We start from the raw sequence: 15883 nt of genomic DNA on the forward strand, positions 1-15883 counted from the left end.
AAATGCCCTATGTACCCGTACCCAAAGACTTAACTACAGTCAAGACCAAAGTAGCTGCTGGCCTGACAAAGCGCCAGCTTATTTGTTTCAGTCTGGCCGCACTGGTGGGGCTGCCGGTATATTTCCTTACCCGCGGCGCCATCGGCAATTCAGCGGCGGTGCTCCTTATGATCGGCCTGATGATGCCCTTTTTCTTCTTTGCCATGTATGAGAAGGACGGGCAGCCGGCGGAAAAGCTATTGAGGAACCGGCTCCGCTATAAGCTCTGGCCGAAGAACCGCCCTTACCGGACGGAAAATCTCTATAAATCCATTTCCAAAAAGGAGGTATCACAGATTGCCAAAAACCAAACAGCAGGAGGCGCAGGAAAAACGTCTGCAAAGAAACGTAAAGCAGGCCCAAAAGACCCGCGCCGAAGCAAGAAAGGCAGGAAGTAAAGCTGCCTCTCCTGCCGGGCCGAAGAAAAAGCCCGGCTTTTTTTCCAGGCTGAAAGCGGACGCGCCACAGACGGTCCAGCAGAGTATTCCCTATAAGGAAATGTACCGGGACGGTATCTGCCGTGTAAGCGGCAATTATTACACCAAGACGGTGCAGTTCTTCGACATTAACTACCAGCTTGCACAGGCAGATGATAAAGCGCAGATTTTTGAGGGTTACTGCGATTTCCTCAATTATTTTGACGCTTCTATCCATGTGCAGCTCACCTTTATCAACCAGCAGGCCAATATGCAGGACTTTGTTCGGAGCATAGATATTCCTACCCGTGGGGACGAGTATGACGGAATCCGCAGGGAGTACGCGGATATGCTGAAAAACCAGCTCCAAAAAGGCAACAACGGCCTTACCAAGCGGAAATATATCACGTTTGGGATTGAGGCGGAGGATCTTCGCACGGCGAAAATGCGTCTGGAGCGGATCGAAACGGATGTGCTGGGGAACTTCAAAGCCTTAGGCGCGCAGGCAAGATCCTTAAACGGGCTGGAACGCCTGGAGCTTTTGCACAGCCAGCTTCACCCGGACGGTCAGGAAAAGTTTCATTTCACCTGGGCGGACCTGCCGAAAACCGGGCTTTCCACGAAAGATTTTATTGCGCCCTCCGGCCTGTCGTTCTCGAATGACGGAAAGACCTTCCGGGTGGCCGACCATTCCGGGGCGGCGTCCTTTTTGCAGATTTTAGCGCCGGAGCTGACGGACCGGCTGCTGGCGGAATTGCTTGACCTGGACGACGCCGTGACGGTGAACCTGCATATCCAGTCTATCGACCAGGCGCAGGCTATTAAAAATATCAAGCGCAAGATGTCCGACCTGCAGAAAATGACCATAGAGGAACAGAAAAAAGCCGTCCGCTCCGGCTATGACATGGACATCATACCTACCGACCTTGCCACTTATGGCGAAGAAGCAAAGAACCTTCTGCAAGACCTGCAATCCAGAAATGAGCGTATGTTTCTGGTTACAGTTCTGGTGGAGAATATCGCCCCGAAGCGCCAAAAGCTGTTTAACGAAATTTTCGCCGCTTCCGGTGTGGCGCAGAAATACAACTGCGCCTTAAAACGTCTGGACTTCCAGCAGGAGCAGGGCCTTATGTCCTCCCTATGCCTGGGGCAGAACCAGATCGAGATCGAGCGGGGGCTTACCACCAGCAGCACGGCCATTTTCGTGCCGTTTACCACCTGCGAGCTGTTCCAGGAGGGCGAGGCGCTTTATTATGGCCTGAATGCTTTAAGCAATAACCTGATCATGGCGAACCGCAAGAACTTAAAGAATCCAAACGGTCTGTTTCTGGGAACGCCCGGCAGCGGCAAGTCCTTCTCTGCCAAGCGTGAGATCGTCAACGTGTTCCTTTTAACGGAGGATGACATCATTATTGCAGACCCGGAAAATGAGTACGGGCCTCTGGTACAGCAGTTTGGAGCCCAGGGGCAGGTCATTGACATTTCCCCGAACTCTACCAACTACATCAATCCGATGGACATTAACCTGGACTATTCGGATGATGAAAACCCCATCACACTGAAAAGCGATTTTATCCTATCGCTGTGTGACCTTATCATTGGCGGCAAGGAGGGGCTTTCCCCGATTGAGAGGACCATTATTGACCGCTGCACAAGGCTTGTGTACCGGGATTACCTGCAGGACCCCCGCCCGGAGAATATGCCGGTCCTGGGTGATCTGTATGAGCTGCTTTTGAAACAGTCTGAACCGGAGGCGCAGAATATCGCCACGGCGCTGGAAATCTATGTCAATGGTTCCCTGAATGTATTTAACCATAGGTCCAACATTGACATGAACAACCACCGGGTACTCTGCTTTCAGCTCAAATCTCTGGGCAAGGCCCTGAAAGAGATCGGGCTTCTCATTATGCAGGATGCCGTATGGAACCGTGTTACCGCCAACCGCTCGAAGCATAAGACAACCTGGTTCTATATCGACGAATTCCATCTCCTTTTGAAAGGCCAGACCGGAAGTTTCAGCGTGGAAATCTGGAAAAGATTCCGTAAATGGGGCGGCATACCATCGGGCCTGACGCAGAATGTAAAGGACCTGCTGGCCTCCCGTGAGATTGAGAATATCTTTGAGAACTCGGATTTTATCTACATGCTGAACCAGGCCCAGGGAGACCGGCAGATTTTGGCGAAGCAGTTGGGAATTTCCCCGCACCAGCTTTCCTATGTGACCCATTCCGGCCCCGGCGAGGGGCTTCTGTTCTTCGGGAATGTGATTATCCCCTTTGTCGATCATTTTCCGAAGGATACCCTGCTGTACAGCGTACTTACAACCCGGCCTGATGAAGTGGCGGGGGCGAAGGCATGAGGAAACGAAAATACCCTGAAAGCGATTGGAGGTGAGAACAATGGCGCGTGACAGGAATTTTCAGAGGAAACAGAAAGAGGCCCGGATGCCGGTCCGTGATTCCCATGCGGAGGAACGGATAGACACCCGGCAGAGCGAACAGGATTTTAACCTGCTGCGGGTCAGGGACGCCCCTTCTTCTCCGGGAACGGCCCAGAGCCAGAGGTATGAAACCGCAGCACAGCAGGCAGCGGATGATACACAGCCTTCCACAGCGGATATACCGCAGCAGACGGACACTTCCACGCTGGAACATTTGGCTGGAAAAGATTTGGATCATGAGCCTTCTGAAATGCGAAGTTCTTTAGAGCCGGAGCCCTCTGCACCGGAACCGCGCCGGAGGGATTTCAGATATGAAGATTTCCGGTGTGCGGATTCTGACAGTGGCAATTCTGGTACAGAACGCCACACACAGGGAGAACCCGGTCAGGCAGAACGCCGTTCCCGGATGCACCGGCACGGCAACAAATACCAGCAGCGTTTCCAGGAGGCGGCCAAAGCCGAGGAACCAAAGGAGAAACCGCCGGAGGCAGCCGAAGGAGAACCCAAACGGCCTTCCAAGCTGGAATTTGCCGCTGACGAACTCCCACCGGAAACAGCGGATAAAAAGCTCACCCAGGCTAGACGGAAAGCAGAACGGACAGCGGAAAAGCTGGAACAGGCGGAAAGCCGCCTTCCTGCCCGCCGCAGGCTGCGGATGGAAACAGCTTCTGACCCTGATACGGGCAAGGCCAAAAAGCGCCTGAAATTTGAAAAGGAGGTGAAATCCCAGCGGGCACATGTCAAGGGTCCCGTCCCGATGCGCCCGGTAAAGGCCGGTGCAAATACGGCAATCGGTTACGCCCATAAAAAGATATACCAGGCAGAAAATGAGAATGTCGGCATTAAGGCGGCCCACCGCACCGAACTTGCAGGCGAATCGGGGCTGCGCATGGCATATCACAGGCATAAGACGGCGCCGTACCGCAGGGTGGCAAAATTACAGCAGAAATCAGCCAGGGCCAATGCCCGGCTTTCCTACCGGCAGACTTTACATGACAGCCCGGAGCTGAAGAAAAACCTCCTTGCCCGGATGTGGCAGAAACAGAAGATAAAACGCCAGTATGCCAAAGCAGCCAGAGAAGCGAAAAAAGCGGGAAAGCGTGCAAAGGACACCACCGTTACCACGGAAAAGATCGCTGCCGGCGTGGTTCATGCCATCAAGCGCCACCCAGTTATATGCGGAATCGTGATCCTGCTCCTTTTGGTATTTTTCCTGATTACCTCCCTCTTTTCTTCCTTTTCTAATCTGGGAACCGGAGGGCTGGGGAGCCTTGCCGCCTCTACTTATCTGGCGGACGATGCGGACATCAACAATGCGGAGCTTGCTTATACCGAGTGGGAAACGGACCTGCAGATTCAGGTCAACCGTGTGGAAACAGACCGGCCCGGCTATGATGAATACCGCTATAATATCGGGCCCATTGAGCATGATCCCTATGTCTTGATGGGGTACCTCACTTCTGCCTATCAGAATTTTACCTATGCGCAGATTGAGGGCGTCCTCCGGGAGCTGTTTAACGGGCAGTATTCCCTGTCTTTTTCAGAAGAAACGGAAACCCGCTACCGGACAGAAACCAGCGTTGACCCGGAGACCGGCGTGGAAACAGAGGAAGAAGTGCCTTATGAGTGGCACATCCTGAATGTAACGCTTACTTCTACGCCGCTTGAAAACCTGGTTGTCTCACGCATGAACGCAGACCAGAAAGAAATCTGCGAGATTCTGTTGCAGACCAAAGGCAACAGGCAGTATGTAAAAAATGTATTTGGCACGAACTGGCTGCCCTATGTCACCAGCTATTACGGCTACCGGGTACACCCGATCAGCGGGGGAAAGAACTACCATACCGGCGTTGACATCGGGATGCCCCAGGGCACGGAGATTTTAGCCGGGCATGACGGCACGGTCACGCTGGCCGGTGAAGCCGGCGGATACGGCCTGTGCGTTGCCATTGAGGGCGAGGCTTATGAGGGGCACTCCCTCACCACCAAATACGGCCACTGTTCACAGATTCTTGTATCTGCCGGACAGGAGGTAAAGGCCGGGGATGTGATCGCGAAGGTCGGCAGCACCGGAAATTCCACCGGGCCGCACCTGCACCTGGAGGTGCTGGTTGACGGCCAGTATATGAACCCTTTGTATTTTGCCGATACCGGCGATACCAGCGAGCGGCATTTACCGGAGGCAGGCGCAGGCGGCGGAGGGAACTATTTTGACTATGACGTCCCGCCGGAGGCCCTTGCAGATGAAAAATTTGCCGCTATGCTCGCGGAGGCCGAAAAGTATTTAGGCTATCCGTATGTATGGGGAGGCGCAAGCCCTTCCACTTCCTTTGACTGTTCTGGCTATGTTTCCTGGGTAGTCAACCATTGCGGCGTGGGCTGGAACTTCGGACGGCTTACCGCGGACGGGCTTTTAGGCGTGTGCACGCCTGTATCAAGCGCGGATGCAAGGCCCGGCGACCTGATATTCTTCCAGGGCACCTATAATACCAGCGGCGCAAGCCATGTGGGAATCTATGTGGGTAACGGGATGATGATCCATTGCGGGGACCCGATCTCCTACGCGAACATCAACACAAGTTACTGGCAGCAGCACTTTTATACATTTGGGCGTCTGCCCTGACAGATTGGAGGTAATAAATTGAACCCTAAGATTGAGAAACTGGAGAAAGAGATCGACAAGACAAAAACAAAGATTGCGGAGATGCAGGCCAAGCTCCGCGACCTGGAAAAGCAGAAAACGGAGCTGGAGAATACCGATTATGTGGCGATTGCCCGCAGCTTCCATCTGACACCCCAGCAGCTGGCCGAATTTCTGAAATCGCAGCAGTCCGTCCCGTCCGGGGATGGCCCGCTGCAGAAACAGGAGGACATGAATGAGGACTAATAAAATCTCTCTGCTACTGGCGCTTGTGCTTGTCATAAGCGCCATCGCTTTGCCCCTGACGGCTTATGCTGCCGGGGCCAAAGATACCACACCGCCGGAGCTTGCGGCTTCTCTGGACGGCGACACGCTGAAAATAGAAAGCAGCGACGATCATTCTGGCGTAGAGGCGGTCTTTGTGGACGGGAACCGTATCAACTCCCTAACCAATGGGGCGGCTTCCGTCACATTAAAGGATTATGCCGGCACAGGAAAACAGGTAAGCGTGTACGCCCAGGATTATGCCGGGAACCGCTCAAAGACCGTGAAGTTTGAAAATCCCTATTATGAGGAACCGGCGCCCACGGTACCGCAGAACCAGAGCAGCACGGCGGTAAAACCGGCACAGGCCCAGGCTGTTTCTTCCGGCAGTACTAATAATAACACCCCAAGCAACAATTCCGGCAGTAATGCTTCCGGGAATGGCTCTAATGCAGGTACGAATACGGGCACCAATGCCAGCAGTAATACAGCCTCCGGCACAAATGGCGGCAGTTCCAATTCCCAGGAGGAAACAGGAACCACTTCCTCTATCCCGGATGGCGCGTTTACCCCGAAAGGCACCGGCACGGTGTTAGATACGGCCACCGGCGCAGATGGGGATAAACAGTTTTACACCATCACCACCGAGGACGGGAATGTGTTCTATCTGATTATTGACGGAAAGCGGGACGGTAACAACGTCTACTTCCTGAACGGCGTTACCGAGGCTGACCTGATGGCCCTGGCGGAAAAGAACGAGGGCACCATGAGCGTGATTCCGGCTGCGGAGGTCTGCACCTGTACGGAGAAATGCGAGGCCGGAAAAGTCAATACCGCCTGCCTGGTCTGCAAGAACGACCTGAAGGGCTGCACCGGAAAGGAAAAACCTGCGGAAACAGAGGAACCCGCACAGACCGAACAGCCGAAAAAGGACAATGGCAGCGCTGGCACGATTATTTTTGTGATCGTCGCCTTGCTTGCAGTCGGAGGTATCGGCTACTATGTGAAGATCGTGCGCCCGAAGCAGCAGGCGGAGGACGAATTTGACGAGGACGACGGCTACGGGGAGGGCTTTGACCCGGACGAGGCTTACGGTGAGCCGGAATATCTCTCCGAGGATGATTTTGACGACAGGGACAGCGAATAAAGCTGTCCTTTACTATTTTAAGAAAGCGAGGATATTTCATGGAGAAAACAACAATCCATTACCGCAGCGGTGTAAAGCGGCTGCTGGCATTTCTGCTTTGTGCAGTATGTGTCTTGGGGCTAATCCCTACGCAGGCGTTCGCGTTTTCACTGGGACAGAAAGCAAGTTCTTGGCTGGGCGATCAATATGTAGGGTCTGACGGGCAGCATTATTATGCGTCGGCGCCTTACACCTACCTTGTTTACAATTCTGATGGAACGATGGATGTGCGCAGCAGTTCCGGGGGCAATGCTTACCGGCACTATATGCTGACAGCTTCGGACGGGAGCAGCCAGCAGGTGTATTGCGTGGAAAGCGGCATTGCCTATAACACTTCTGACAATACCTATACATCGGAAAGCGGCACCAACAGCAATTACTTAAATCTGCTCCCTTCCGAGGCAAGACGGGGGATCACCCTCACGGCGATCTACGGCTGGAAGCCCGGCGCTTCCCTCCCTGTGTCCGGCATTAACGAGGACGATTATAAAATGGCGACACAGATTATCCTCTGGGAGTACCAGCAGCAGCTTCGGAGCGACCCATACAGCTGTCACGGGAATGGCCATGCAGATGCTAACCAGTATTTCAGCGTGATTGCCGGACGTCCTGCGGAAAAAGCCTACAACTGGATTTTGTCACAGGTTGCCTCCCATTCCACGGTTCCCTCTTTTACTTCCACGAAGAAAAGCGGAGCCCCGGAGCTGGAACTGAAATGGGACACGGAGAAAAAAGTTTATACCCTGACGGTCACGGACACCAATAACCTGAAAATCAATCTGGAGACTTTGAAAGGCAGCGGCGTTTCCGTCACAAGAAACGGGAACAAGTACACGTTCACCAGCAAGAACATGATTATGAACCCTGTCACCTTTGAATTCCGAAAGGATATTCCGGTTGCCAATGACATGCTGATCTGGGGCAGGCCGGGCTACCAGACCATGATGACCGGCGCCAGCGACCCGGTTTCCTTTTTTGTGAAGATCAAGACCGAGACCTACGGCACCGCAAAGATTGTCAAGACCAGTGAGGACGGCATTGTGTCCGGGATTCCTTTCCATATCTCTGGCACGGACATTCTGGGAAATAAAGTGGATGAAACTGTAACTACCGGAGACAACGGGCAGATCAAAGAAAAGCTGCTGCCCGGCACCTATCTGATGAAGGAGCTGCCGGTGGACCGCTATGTGACCCCTTCCGCGCAGTATGTGACGGTTGAGAGCGGTCAGACGGCCTCCGTCCATTTCAGCAATATCCTGAAGAAATTCCGCGTCCATGTGATTAAGAGCGATGCGGACACCGGAACCGCCCAGGGTGATGCTACCCTTGCGGGTGCGACTTACGGCCTGTTCAATAACGGTGATCTGGTAGATACCTATACCACCGGGCCGGACGGCAGCTTTATGACCCGCTACTATGTCTGTGGCGATAGCTGGACGGTACGGGAAATTGATCCCAGCACCGGCTACCTCTTAAATGATACGGTCTATGAGGTGGGCGCTTCCCCGACGCTGTACGAAGTGGAACTGAACACCACGGAGAACCAGATCACGGAAACCGTGATCTATGGCAATATCCAGCTTGTAAAGCATACGGACGACCTGGACCCGGATGTGTCCGAGGATGAAAATACGGACGAACCAAATGAGGGCGTGATCGAGCGCCCGGAGGCCGGGGCTGTCTTTGAAATCTACCTGAAAGCGGCGGGCAGCTATGACGCGGCGAAGGAAAGCGAGCGTGATTTGCTCACAACCGATGGGGACGGCTTCGCTTCCTCCAAAATGCTGCCTTATGGCCGTTATACGGTTCACCAGGCAGCCGGCGAAGAAGGAAAGGCGTTTATCCCGGACTTTACCGTATTTATTTCCGCAAACGGCCAGACTTACAGCTATATTCTGAATAACCGTACCATCACGGCACGACTGAAAGTGGAGAAATGCGACGCGGAGACCGGCAATATTATCCCGATGACGGGCACTGGTTTCCAGATCAAGGATTTGTCTACCGGGGAATTTGTCACCCAGGAAATCTATTATCCGAATCCGGAAACCCTTGATACTTTCTATGTTTCGGACGAAGGCTGGCTCATGCTGCCGGAACCTCTGCATACCGGGGATTATGAGCTTTACGAGGTGGCGGCGCCTTACGGCTATGTCCTTTCCAGTGAGCCCGTACCGTTCACCATTGACGGCAGCGAGGCGGTTGTGACCGTAACACAGTATAACATGCCCCAGAAGGGTAAGCTCACCATTACAAAGACCGGCGAGGTATTCGCTTCCGTCCAGGAAAACGACGGCCTGTATCAGCCGGTATATGAAGTCATGGGGCTGCCCGGCGCGGTCTATGATGTGATCGCCGACGGGGATATTTATACCGGCGACGGTACGCTTCACGCGGCAAAGGACACGGTTGTGGAAACCCTTACCACCGGGGATGACGGGACGGCACAGAGCGGGCTTTTGTACCTGGGCTGCTACCGACTGGAGGAACGCCAGGCGCCGGCGGGGATGGTCTTAAACACCCAGCCGGAATATGTAGAGCTTACCTACGCGGGAGAGACCGTGGAGGTCACACAAACGGCCGTGGGGCTTTATGACGAGCGCCAGAAGGTGGATGTGAGCCTGTTCAAAGCACTGGAAACGGACGAGCTGTTCGGGCTTGGCATGAATGAGGAATACAAGGATATTTCTTTTGGACTATATGCTTCCGCCGACCTGACGGCTGTGGATGGCAGCGTGATCCCGGCTGGCGGCCTTCTGGAAGTGGTTTCCGTTTCTGCAAATGAGGCTGGCGGTTATGACGCTTCTTTCGCCTCTGACCTTCCTTTTGGCAGCTACTATGTGAAGGAACGCACCACAAACAGTGCCTATATCCTTTCCGATACCGAGTACCCGGTAGTATTTGAATATGCGGGCCAGGATGCGGCGCTGGTGCAGATTCTTGTGGGTGAGGGCGAGGCCGTTCCCAATGACCTGCTTCGTGGGCGTGTAGACGGTGTGAAATACGGTGAGAACGCAGATGGCGGCGAGGCTGTGAAGCTGGCCGGCGCGGTGATGGGCCTGTTTCAGCCGGACACCGAGGAATTTACCGAAGAAAACGCGCTGTTTACCGTAACCACCGGCGAGGATGGCAGCTTTACCTTTGAGAATATCCCTTACGGCCACTGGATCGTAAAGGAAATTTCCGCTCCCGCGCTCTATACAGTGAGCCCGGAGGAACACCATATTTATATCGGTGTGGACGGCCAGGCAATCGAAATCCGTGTGGATGATACCCTGATCCGCGGACGGGTGCAGCTCCATAAGACCGAGGCGGTGGATGAACCTTCCTCTGTGGAGAGCGACAAAGAGAATACCTTCCTGCGCTTCCTCTCCGGCGCGGTATTTGAACTGTATGAGGACATCAACGGCAACAAGGAGCTGGACGCCGAAGATACCCTGGTAGGCACTCTGAAAGAAACAGACGGCGGATTCCACATGGCGGAGGGCCTTCTGGCAAAAGGCTATTTTGTAAAAGAAAGTAAGGCGCCGGAGGGCTACCAGCTTGACGAGAACGCCTACTACTTTGCCATCACCGAGGACGGCCAGGTGGCGGTTGTGGAAAACGGCGAGGCCGGACGTGGCTTTACCAATGAGGCATACCGCGGCAATCTGAAAATCACGAAGGATTCCAGCGACGGGCGCAAGGATGGATTCGCTTTTGAAGTTAAGAATGCGGACGGCTCCTACTGTGAGACCTTTACCAGCCCGAAATCCGGCGTGATCGAGGTCAAAGGGCTGCGCGTTGGCATTTATACCGTAACGGAAATCTCCAACCGGGCAAGCAGGGATTATATCATTCCCGACGCTGCTACCGTGGAGATCAAGGCGGATGAAACCGCGACGGTCCAGTTCTTCAATGAAAAACCGGAGAAACCCAAAACGCCGGACAACCCGGAGAATCCGAAAACACCGTCCACCCCGGATAGTCCTTCTAATCCGACTGTCCCGTCCAATCCGGGCAATCCGGGCAAAGCGGTACCGCAGACCGGGGATGATAATTTTATTTTCCTGTATGGCGGGCTTCTGGCGCTGGCTGTAATCGGCGGCGGTGTGTTTACGGTATGCCGGTACAGAAAAGGGAAGTACAGAAAGATTTCACCGAAAGCAAAAGCTGCTAACATTGCGATACTTTCCCTCTGCGCAGCAGTGGCTCTTGGCAGCGGGTTCCTGATCGTCCGTGACCTTAACCAGTATGCCGAGAGCGCCGGGACCTATGACGGGCTGGCGGAACACGTGGGAATACCGGAGCAGGCCGCGGAGCCGGAAGAACCGGGGACAGAGGAAGAAACAGGCAGGGAGGTTTCCAGTGTGGTCCTCCCTGTTGTTGATTTTGAAGCCCTCAGGGAAAACGGGCCGGACATCATCGGATGGCTTAACCTTCCCGATACGGCTATCAACTACCCGGTAACGCAGACAGACGATAATGAGTATTACCTGCACCATCTGTACGACGGCACCTATAACAAGGTGGGCTGCCTGTTTGCAGACTATGAGAACCAGGCGGATTTTTCGGACCGCAATACCATTATCTACGGCCACAACATGTGGGATGGCTCCATGTTTGCCGCGCTGAATGAATATGGCGGGCAGGGATATTATGACGGGCACCCGCAGATGTACCTTGTCACTCCTGGCGGCGGCTATACCGTGGAAATCTTCACGGCGTTTGTGGCAGAGCCCGGAGAGTCCGGCAGCGATGCCTCCCCCTGGAGGCTTAGCTGGAAGGATGACGGGGCCTACACCACATGGCTTTCTGAAATGGCGGGCCGGTCTGTCATTGAGACCGGTGTTACGGTGACTTCCAGTGACAGGGTGCTGACCCTTTCCACCTGTACGCCCGGAGGTAAGAGCCGCTTTATCGTCATGGGAAAGCTGGCGGCTGTAAACGATTAACAAGCATATGGAAACCGGTGCGGGGGCTGTCTGCTCCCGCACCTGCTATATAGGAGGATTTTTCTATGGTAAATACCATTGTTTCGATACCCGGCTACGTCCATCTGTACCGCTCCCTTCTGCGGTTCTATGACATGCCGGAGAATGAGGTCCGGGAAATGCTCTACCTTCTGAATACGGCGAACCTGGACTGCTACGAGTATTACCACCCGGAGCGTGATGTGATCCAGAGCGGCCCGGTTGCCTTTAGTGACTGGCTGGAGCATAAGGACTGCCGCCCTTACCGGACGGAGGTACAGCTTTATAAATCCCTGCTGTTCTTAAAGCGCAGCATTGACCGGGATTTGATCGTGACCTCACAGCGGGAGGCGCTGCAGACGCTCCGCTGTATCATTTCCAACCTGGAATACCGCTTCTATAAGGCGTATGGAATGGAGATTGAGGACAAACGGACCGTGTACGGGGAATGTACCTATCGCCTGGTTCCCAGGGAGGACGAACCCAGCGTGTGCCTGATGCACGACTGGATTTATCTGCCGAGCGCCTGAAATGTAGCGGATAAGAAATATAATACATATTTTGTCCTGCTTCAAGTAAAACTGTCCCGGATTTTATACAGTATTCGGGACAATCCATTTTTCAAAGGAGGGATGCCATATCACACAGCAGGAAGTCAATGCCGTATTTGACGAACAGGTGCGGCTCTGCGCCGACACACTGCAGAAGAAAACCAAAGAATACACCGGGGACGATACGGACCGGCTGGGGGCTTTTAAGGCGGCGGCAGCCTTGCAGCACACCACGCCGGAGCGCGCCCTTGCCGGGATGCTGGCGAAGCATATCGTTTCCCTGTACGACATGTGCTTTGACAATGATACGGATTACGGGATAAGCACATGGGAGGAAAAGATCACAGACAGCCTCAACTATCTGTTCTTGCTGAAAGCCATTGTAAAGGAGGGACATACCGATCAGACGGATTGAAGTAAAAATATTGAACTGCCAGGCGGTTTCGGAGGCCGAGAAAAATATGGTCTTTGCCGCCCGGCTCACCCAGAGGGGCCATAAGATTGCCACAATGGATGACCTGATGGCTCTTTATGAAAAATCGTTCAGTGAGGATTCTGTGGCGGCCATCAGCGCCCTTCCCCACCCGACGGTCCAGAAATTTGCGGTGATCACCGTCGCCGTTGTAGGGGCAAGCCGGAGGTTCCTATCGCAAATTATCAGGCACCAGAACGAAGTAAAGTTTATGAGTGCATCTTTACAGTACAGCAATTATGTGGGGCAGGCAGATTTTGCCATACCCTATGAAATACTGACTGCACCTGCCTCTGTCCGGGTGCTCTACCTGGAAAGCTGTCACAAGGGCATGGATTGCTACGAGCAGCTATGTAATGCCGGCGTCGGCCATGACGCGGCGGGATATGCCACACCCCAGGGACTTCGGAATGTGCTGGTTATCAGCGCCACGCCCTACCAGTGGAAACACATCATCGGCCAGCGGGTATGCCGGCGCAATACGGACGAGACCCGGATTGTGCTCTTAAAAATCTGGCAGGAATTATATTCACTTAGCCCGGCGTTGTTCGCACCGTCTCAGGCCGGGCCATTCTGCCAGATGGACAAATGCCTGGAGGGGAAAATGACCTGCGGCAAAAAGCTGGCGGCAGACATGACGCCGGAGAATATTTTAAGGGTGGACTATCCGGCGCTTTCGGAAGGAGGCGGCGCATGAAGATCAGACTGATCGACTTTGGCGTGCCGGAGGACCGCCGCCCTTTCCGTCCGCATGGGAATGATGCCGGCGCGGATGTCTACATGCCTTATGACTGCACGTTACAGCCGGGCGAGATCGCAAAGGTCCCTCTTGGGTTCGGGCTTGAAGTGCCGGACGGATATGCGGGCTATGTATTCCCGCGCACCAGCATGGCGGTAAAAGGGCTGGTCTGTGAGCTGCCGCCGGTGGATTCCGGCTACCGCGGGGAGATTCATGCGATCATCAGCAATGTAAGCAGCCAGACCCAGGAGCTTTCCAAAGGCTCCCGCGTGGGGCAGCTTGTGATCACCCCGGTCGTCATTGCGGACTTTGTTTCGGAGCTTGGCGAGCAGCGCGGCACAGGCGGGTTTGGAAGTACAGGAAAATAAAAAAGTGACATTCCGGGAGTGATTCTTGGTTTATCGCCGGTAGTGGGATTGGGCATATCAGGAGGATTGCAGGGTAAAATAAAAGAATGGCAGCAAAAAGCGGCACGCCGTCATAGCGTACCGCCCCGCTGCTTAAAACTGCCTTAATATGTCGTGATGCCCTACGTCCACCAGGATAATCATTTTATCGCCTTCGTAATACCAGATAATGCGGATGTCCATGTTGACGCTGCACTCGAAAAGGTCCGTGGTGCCCTGGATGCGTTTGGTCCGCAGCGACGGATGGGAAGGATTTTCAGCCAGAAGTTCCAGTTTGTTTTTAAGCTGCTTCTTCTCCTGGGCGGTCAGGCCCTTAAAATGCTTTTGGAAACGGGGCGTAAAGGTAAATTCATACGCCATTATTCTGCCTCCAATTTGTCAAACAGGGCGTCCACGCTGTCAAAAACCGGCTGTTCCCCGGATGCGAGCTTTGCTTTTACACCGCTGATTTCTTCTTTGAGCTCGCTTAAATATTTCTTTGGGTAGACGACTACCGGCATGATGCAGATGGAACCGTCTTTCTCGAAAATGTCCAGTTTGTCGCCCTCTGACAGACCGAGCTTGACAATGATTTCTCTTGGTATCGTGACCTGGGCTTTTTGGCGTAATTCGGCCAGCATAGAATCATCTCCTTTTTTGGTTTAAAAGTTGGAAATTCTCACTTTCTTACTTATAGTATATCCACTTTGGGGGATTTATGCAAGGGGGCACGAAAAAAATTTACAGAATAGTAAAAGCGGCCAACACCCTGGCCGCCTTAGCGCCTGCTGTTCAGTTCTTTCATAATGCCGAGGATATAACCCATTAACCGGGAATCCAGTTTTTTTGCCTCCGCAATAAATTCCTTTAAGGCTTGCGGGGCCGGGTTCCCTTCGTCAAAAAATTCCTGGGGCGTCACGCCCAGATATTCACAGATATAAAGGAAGGACTGCATGGAGGGAAGGGACTTTTTATTTTCAATGTTGTTAATGTAGTTATTTGCCTGTCCCAATGACAACGACATATCGCGTGCAGATACGCCTTTCTGTGTCCGCAGCTTTGCCAGCCGTTCCGGGACGAAATCTTCATACATCGCCTTCACCTCCCATTCTGTAATAGATTGTACTTTACACCCTTCCATTATTCGCAAAATAAAAAAGGGTGTTTGCGTTGAAACGCTAAAATAAATCTATTATAATTTAAAAAATAAAGAATATTAACTATCGGATGGAGGAAAAGACGGATGGAAGGAAAGACATGCTGTGTCACCGGGCACAGGGACTTACCCCAGAAAGAAATCAACTATGTAAAGGCGGCCTTGCGGCGTGAAATTGACTGCGCTGTTGCGGACGGGTTTACCCGCTTTATGAGCGGCTTTGCGGACGGCGTGGACCAGTATTTTGCAGAGATCGTACTGGAAAAGAAAAAGACAAATCCGGCGCTGGAGCTGGTTGCGGTTATTCCCTACCAAAAGCGCTTGGACAGCCTGATGGAGAAAGGGCGGACTTATGAAATGCTGGAGGCGTGTGCGGATGTTGTCGTCATGCAGGAGAAATACCACCCCAGCGTCTATTCCCACCGGAACCGCTACATGGCCGAACACTCGGACCGGGTGATCGCCGTGTATGACGGGAGGGAAAAAGGCGGCACGGTCAGGACGATCCGGTTTGCGCACCAGATGAAAAAGGAACTGCGGGAAATCCCGGTGGGGGAGATATGTTTCCCAAATGTTAGCAGATATATTGAAGAAAAATGAAAAATATGGTAAAATTTATTCAATAAAAATATTGAAGAAGG

General features: G+C 53.3%; 14 protein-coding genes. 11 read left to right on the forward strand and 3 right to left on the reverse strand.

Annotated elements, in window-relative coordinates; genetic code table 11:
* Nucleotides 1-2: 2 nt before the first annotated feature.
* From FMM72_RS03320 to FMM72_RS03365, 10 genes are all read left to right on the forward strand, one after another.
* Nucleotides 3-437 carry a PrgI family protein gene (locus FMM72_RS03320; RefSeq protein ID WP_162220586.1) on the forward strand — a complete coding sequence of 145 codons (435 nt, stop codon included), beginning with the start codon at nucleotides 3-5 and terminating at the stop codon, nucleotides 435-437.
* Nucleotides 337-2814 carry a VirB4-like conjugal transfer ATPase, CD1110 family gene (locus FMM72_RS03325; protein ID WP_180322868.1) on the forward strand — a complete coding sequence of 826 codons (2478 nt, stop codon included), beginning with the start codon at nucleotides 337-339 and terminating at the stop codon, nucleotides 2812-2814. The genes FMM72_RS03320 and FMM72_RS03325 overlap by 101 nt, the downstream gene beginning before the upstream one ends.
* Nucleotides 2815-2854: 40 nt before the next feature.
* Entirely contained in the window at nucleotides 2855-5518 is a 2664-nt protein-coding gene (locus FMM72_RS03330; protein WP_162220587.1) for a CD1108 family mobile element protein, read from the forward strand.
* A gap of 18 nt (nucleotides 5519-5536) precedes the next feature.
* Nucleotides 5537-5782 carry a DUF4315 family protein gene (locus tag FMM72_RS03335; protein WP_162220588.1) on the forward strand — a complete coding sequence of 82 codons (246 nt, stop codon included), beginning with the start codon at nucleotides 5537-5539 and terminating at the stop codon, nucleotides 5780-5782.
* Nucleotides 5772-6947, forward strand: coding sequence for a DUF4366 domain-containing protein (locus FMM72_RS03340; protein ID WP_162220589.1), 1176 nt, complete (start codon nucleotides 5772-5774; stop codon nucleotides 6945-6947). Before FMM72_RS03335 ends, FMM72_RS03340 begins: the two co-directional genes overlap by 11 nt.
* A gap of 38 nt (nucleotides 6948-6985) precedes the next feature.
* Complete coding sequence (gene srtB / locus FMM72_RS03345; RefSeq protein WP_162220590.1) at nucleotides 6986-11920, forward strand: class B sortase; 4935 nt, start codon at nucleotides 6986-6988, stop codon at nucleotides 11918-11920.
* 65 nt (nucleotides 11921-11985) lie between these two features.
* The gene (locus FMM72_RS03350) at nucleotides 11986-12468 is read left to right on the forward strand and encodes a hypothetical protein (protein WP_162220591.1); all 483 of its coding nucleotides are present in this window, start codon (nucleotides 11986-11988) and stop codon (nucleotides 12466-12468) included.
* A gap of 241 nt (nucleotides 12469-12709) precedes the next feature.
* The gene (locus FMM72_RS03355; RefSeq protein ID WP_243157714.1) at nucleotides 12710-12904 is read left to right on the forward strand and encodes a hypothetical protein; all 195 of its coding nucleotides are present in this window, start codon (nucleotides 12710-12712) and stop codon (nucleotides 12902-12904) included.
* A 10-nt stretch (nucleotides 12905-12914) separates the two neighbouring features.
* Nucleotides 12915-13658, forward strand: a complete 744-nt coding sequence (locus FMM72_RS03360) for an FAD-dependent thymidylate synthase (protein WP_431603334.1) — start codon at nucleotides 12915-12917, stop codon at nucleotides 13656-13658.
* Nucleotides 13655-14068: a dUTP diphosphatase gene (locus FMM72_RS03365; protein WP_162220593.1), complete on the forward strand. Its 414-nt coding sequence runs from the start codon at nucleotides 13655-13657 to the stop codon at nucleotides 14066-14068. The genes FMM72_RS03360 and FMM72_RS03365 overlap by 4 nt, the downstream gene beginning before the upstream one ends.
* A 132-nt stretch (nucleotides 14069-14200) precedes the next feature.
* Here FMM72_RS03365 and FMM72_RS03370 read toward each other — a convergent pair whose 3' ends face one another.
* The 3 genes from FMM72_RS03370 to FMM72_RS03380 form a co-directional block, all read right to left on the reverse strand.
* Nucleotides 14201-14467 carry a type II toxin-antitoxin system RelE/ParE family toxin gene (locus tag FMM72_RS03370; RefSeq protein ID WP_162220594.1) on the reverse strand — a complete coding sequence of 89 codons (267 nt, stop codon included), beginning with the start codon at nucleotides 14465-14467 and terminating at the stop codon, nucleotides 14201-14203.
* Nucleotides 14467-14727, reverse strand: a complete 261-nt coding sequence (locus tag FMM72_RS03375; protein WP_162220595.1) for an AbrB/MazE/SpoVT family DNA-binding domain-containing protein — start codon at nucleotides 14725-14727, stop codon at nucleotides 14467-14469. Before FMM72_RS03375 ends, FMM72_RS03370 begins: the two co-directional genes overlap by 1 nt.
* Nucleotides 14728-14864: 137 nt before the next feature.
* The gene (locus tag FMM72_RS03380; RefSeq protein WP_162220596.1) at nucleotides 14865-15179 is read right to left on the reverse strand and encodes a helix-turn-helix domain-containing protein; all 315 of its coding nucleotides are present in this window, start codon (nucleotides 15177-15179) and stop codon (nucleotides 14865-14867) included.
* Between the two features lie 150 nt (nucleotides 15180-15329).
* Between FMM72_RS03380 and FMM72_RS03385 the strand changes: the two genes are divergently transcribed.
* Nucleotides 15330-15842, forward strand: coding sequence for an SLOG family protein (locus FMM72_RS03385; protein WP_162220597.1), 513 nt, complete (start codon nucleotides 15330-15332; stop codon nucleotides 15840-15842).
* The last annotated feature ends 41 nt before the right edge of the window (nucleotides 15843-15883 follow it).

This window comes from Anaerotruncus colihominis (assembly GCF_010206195.1).
In the GTDB taxonomy this organism is placed as follows: Bacteria; Bacillota; Clostridia; order Oscillospirales; family Ruminococcaceae; genus Anaerotruncus; species Anaerotruncus colihominis_A.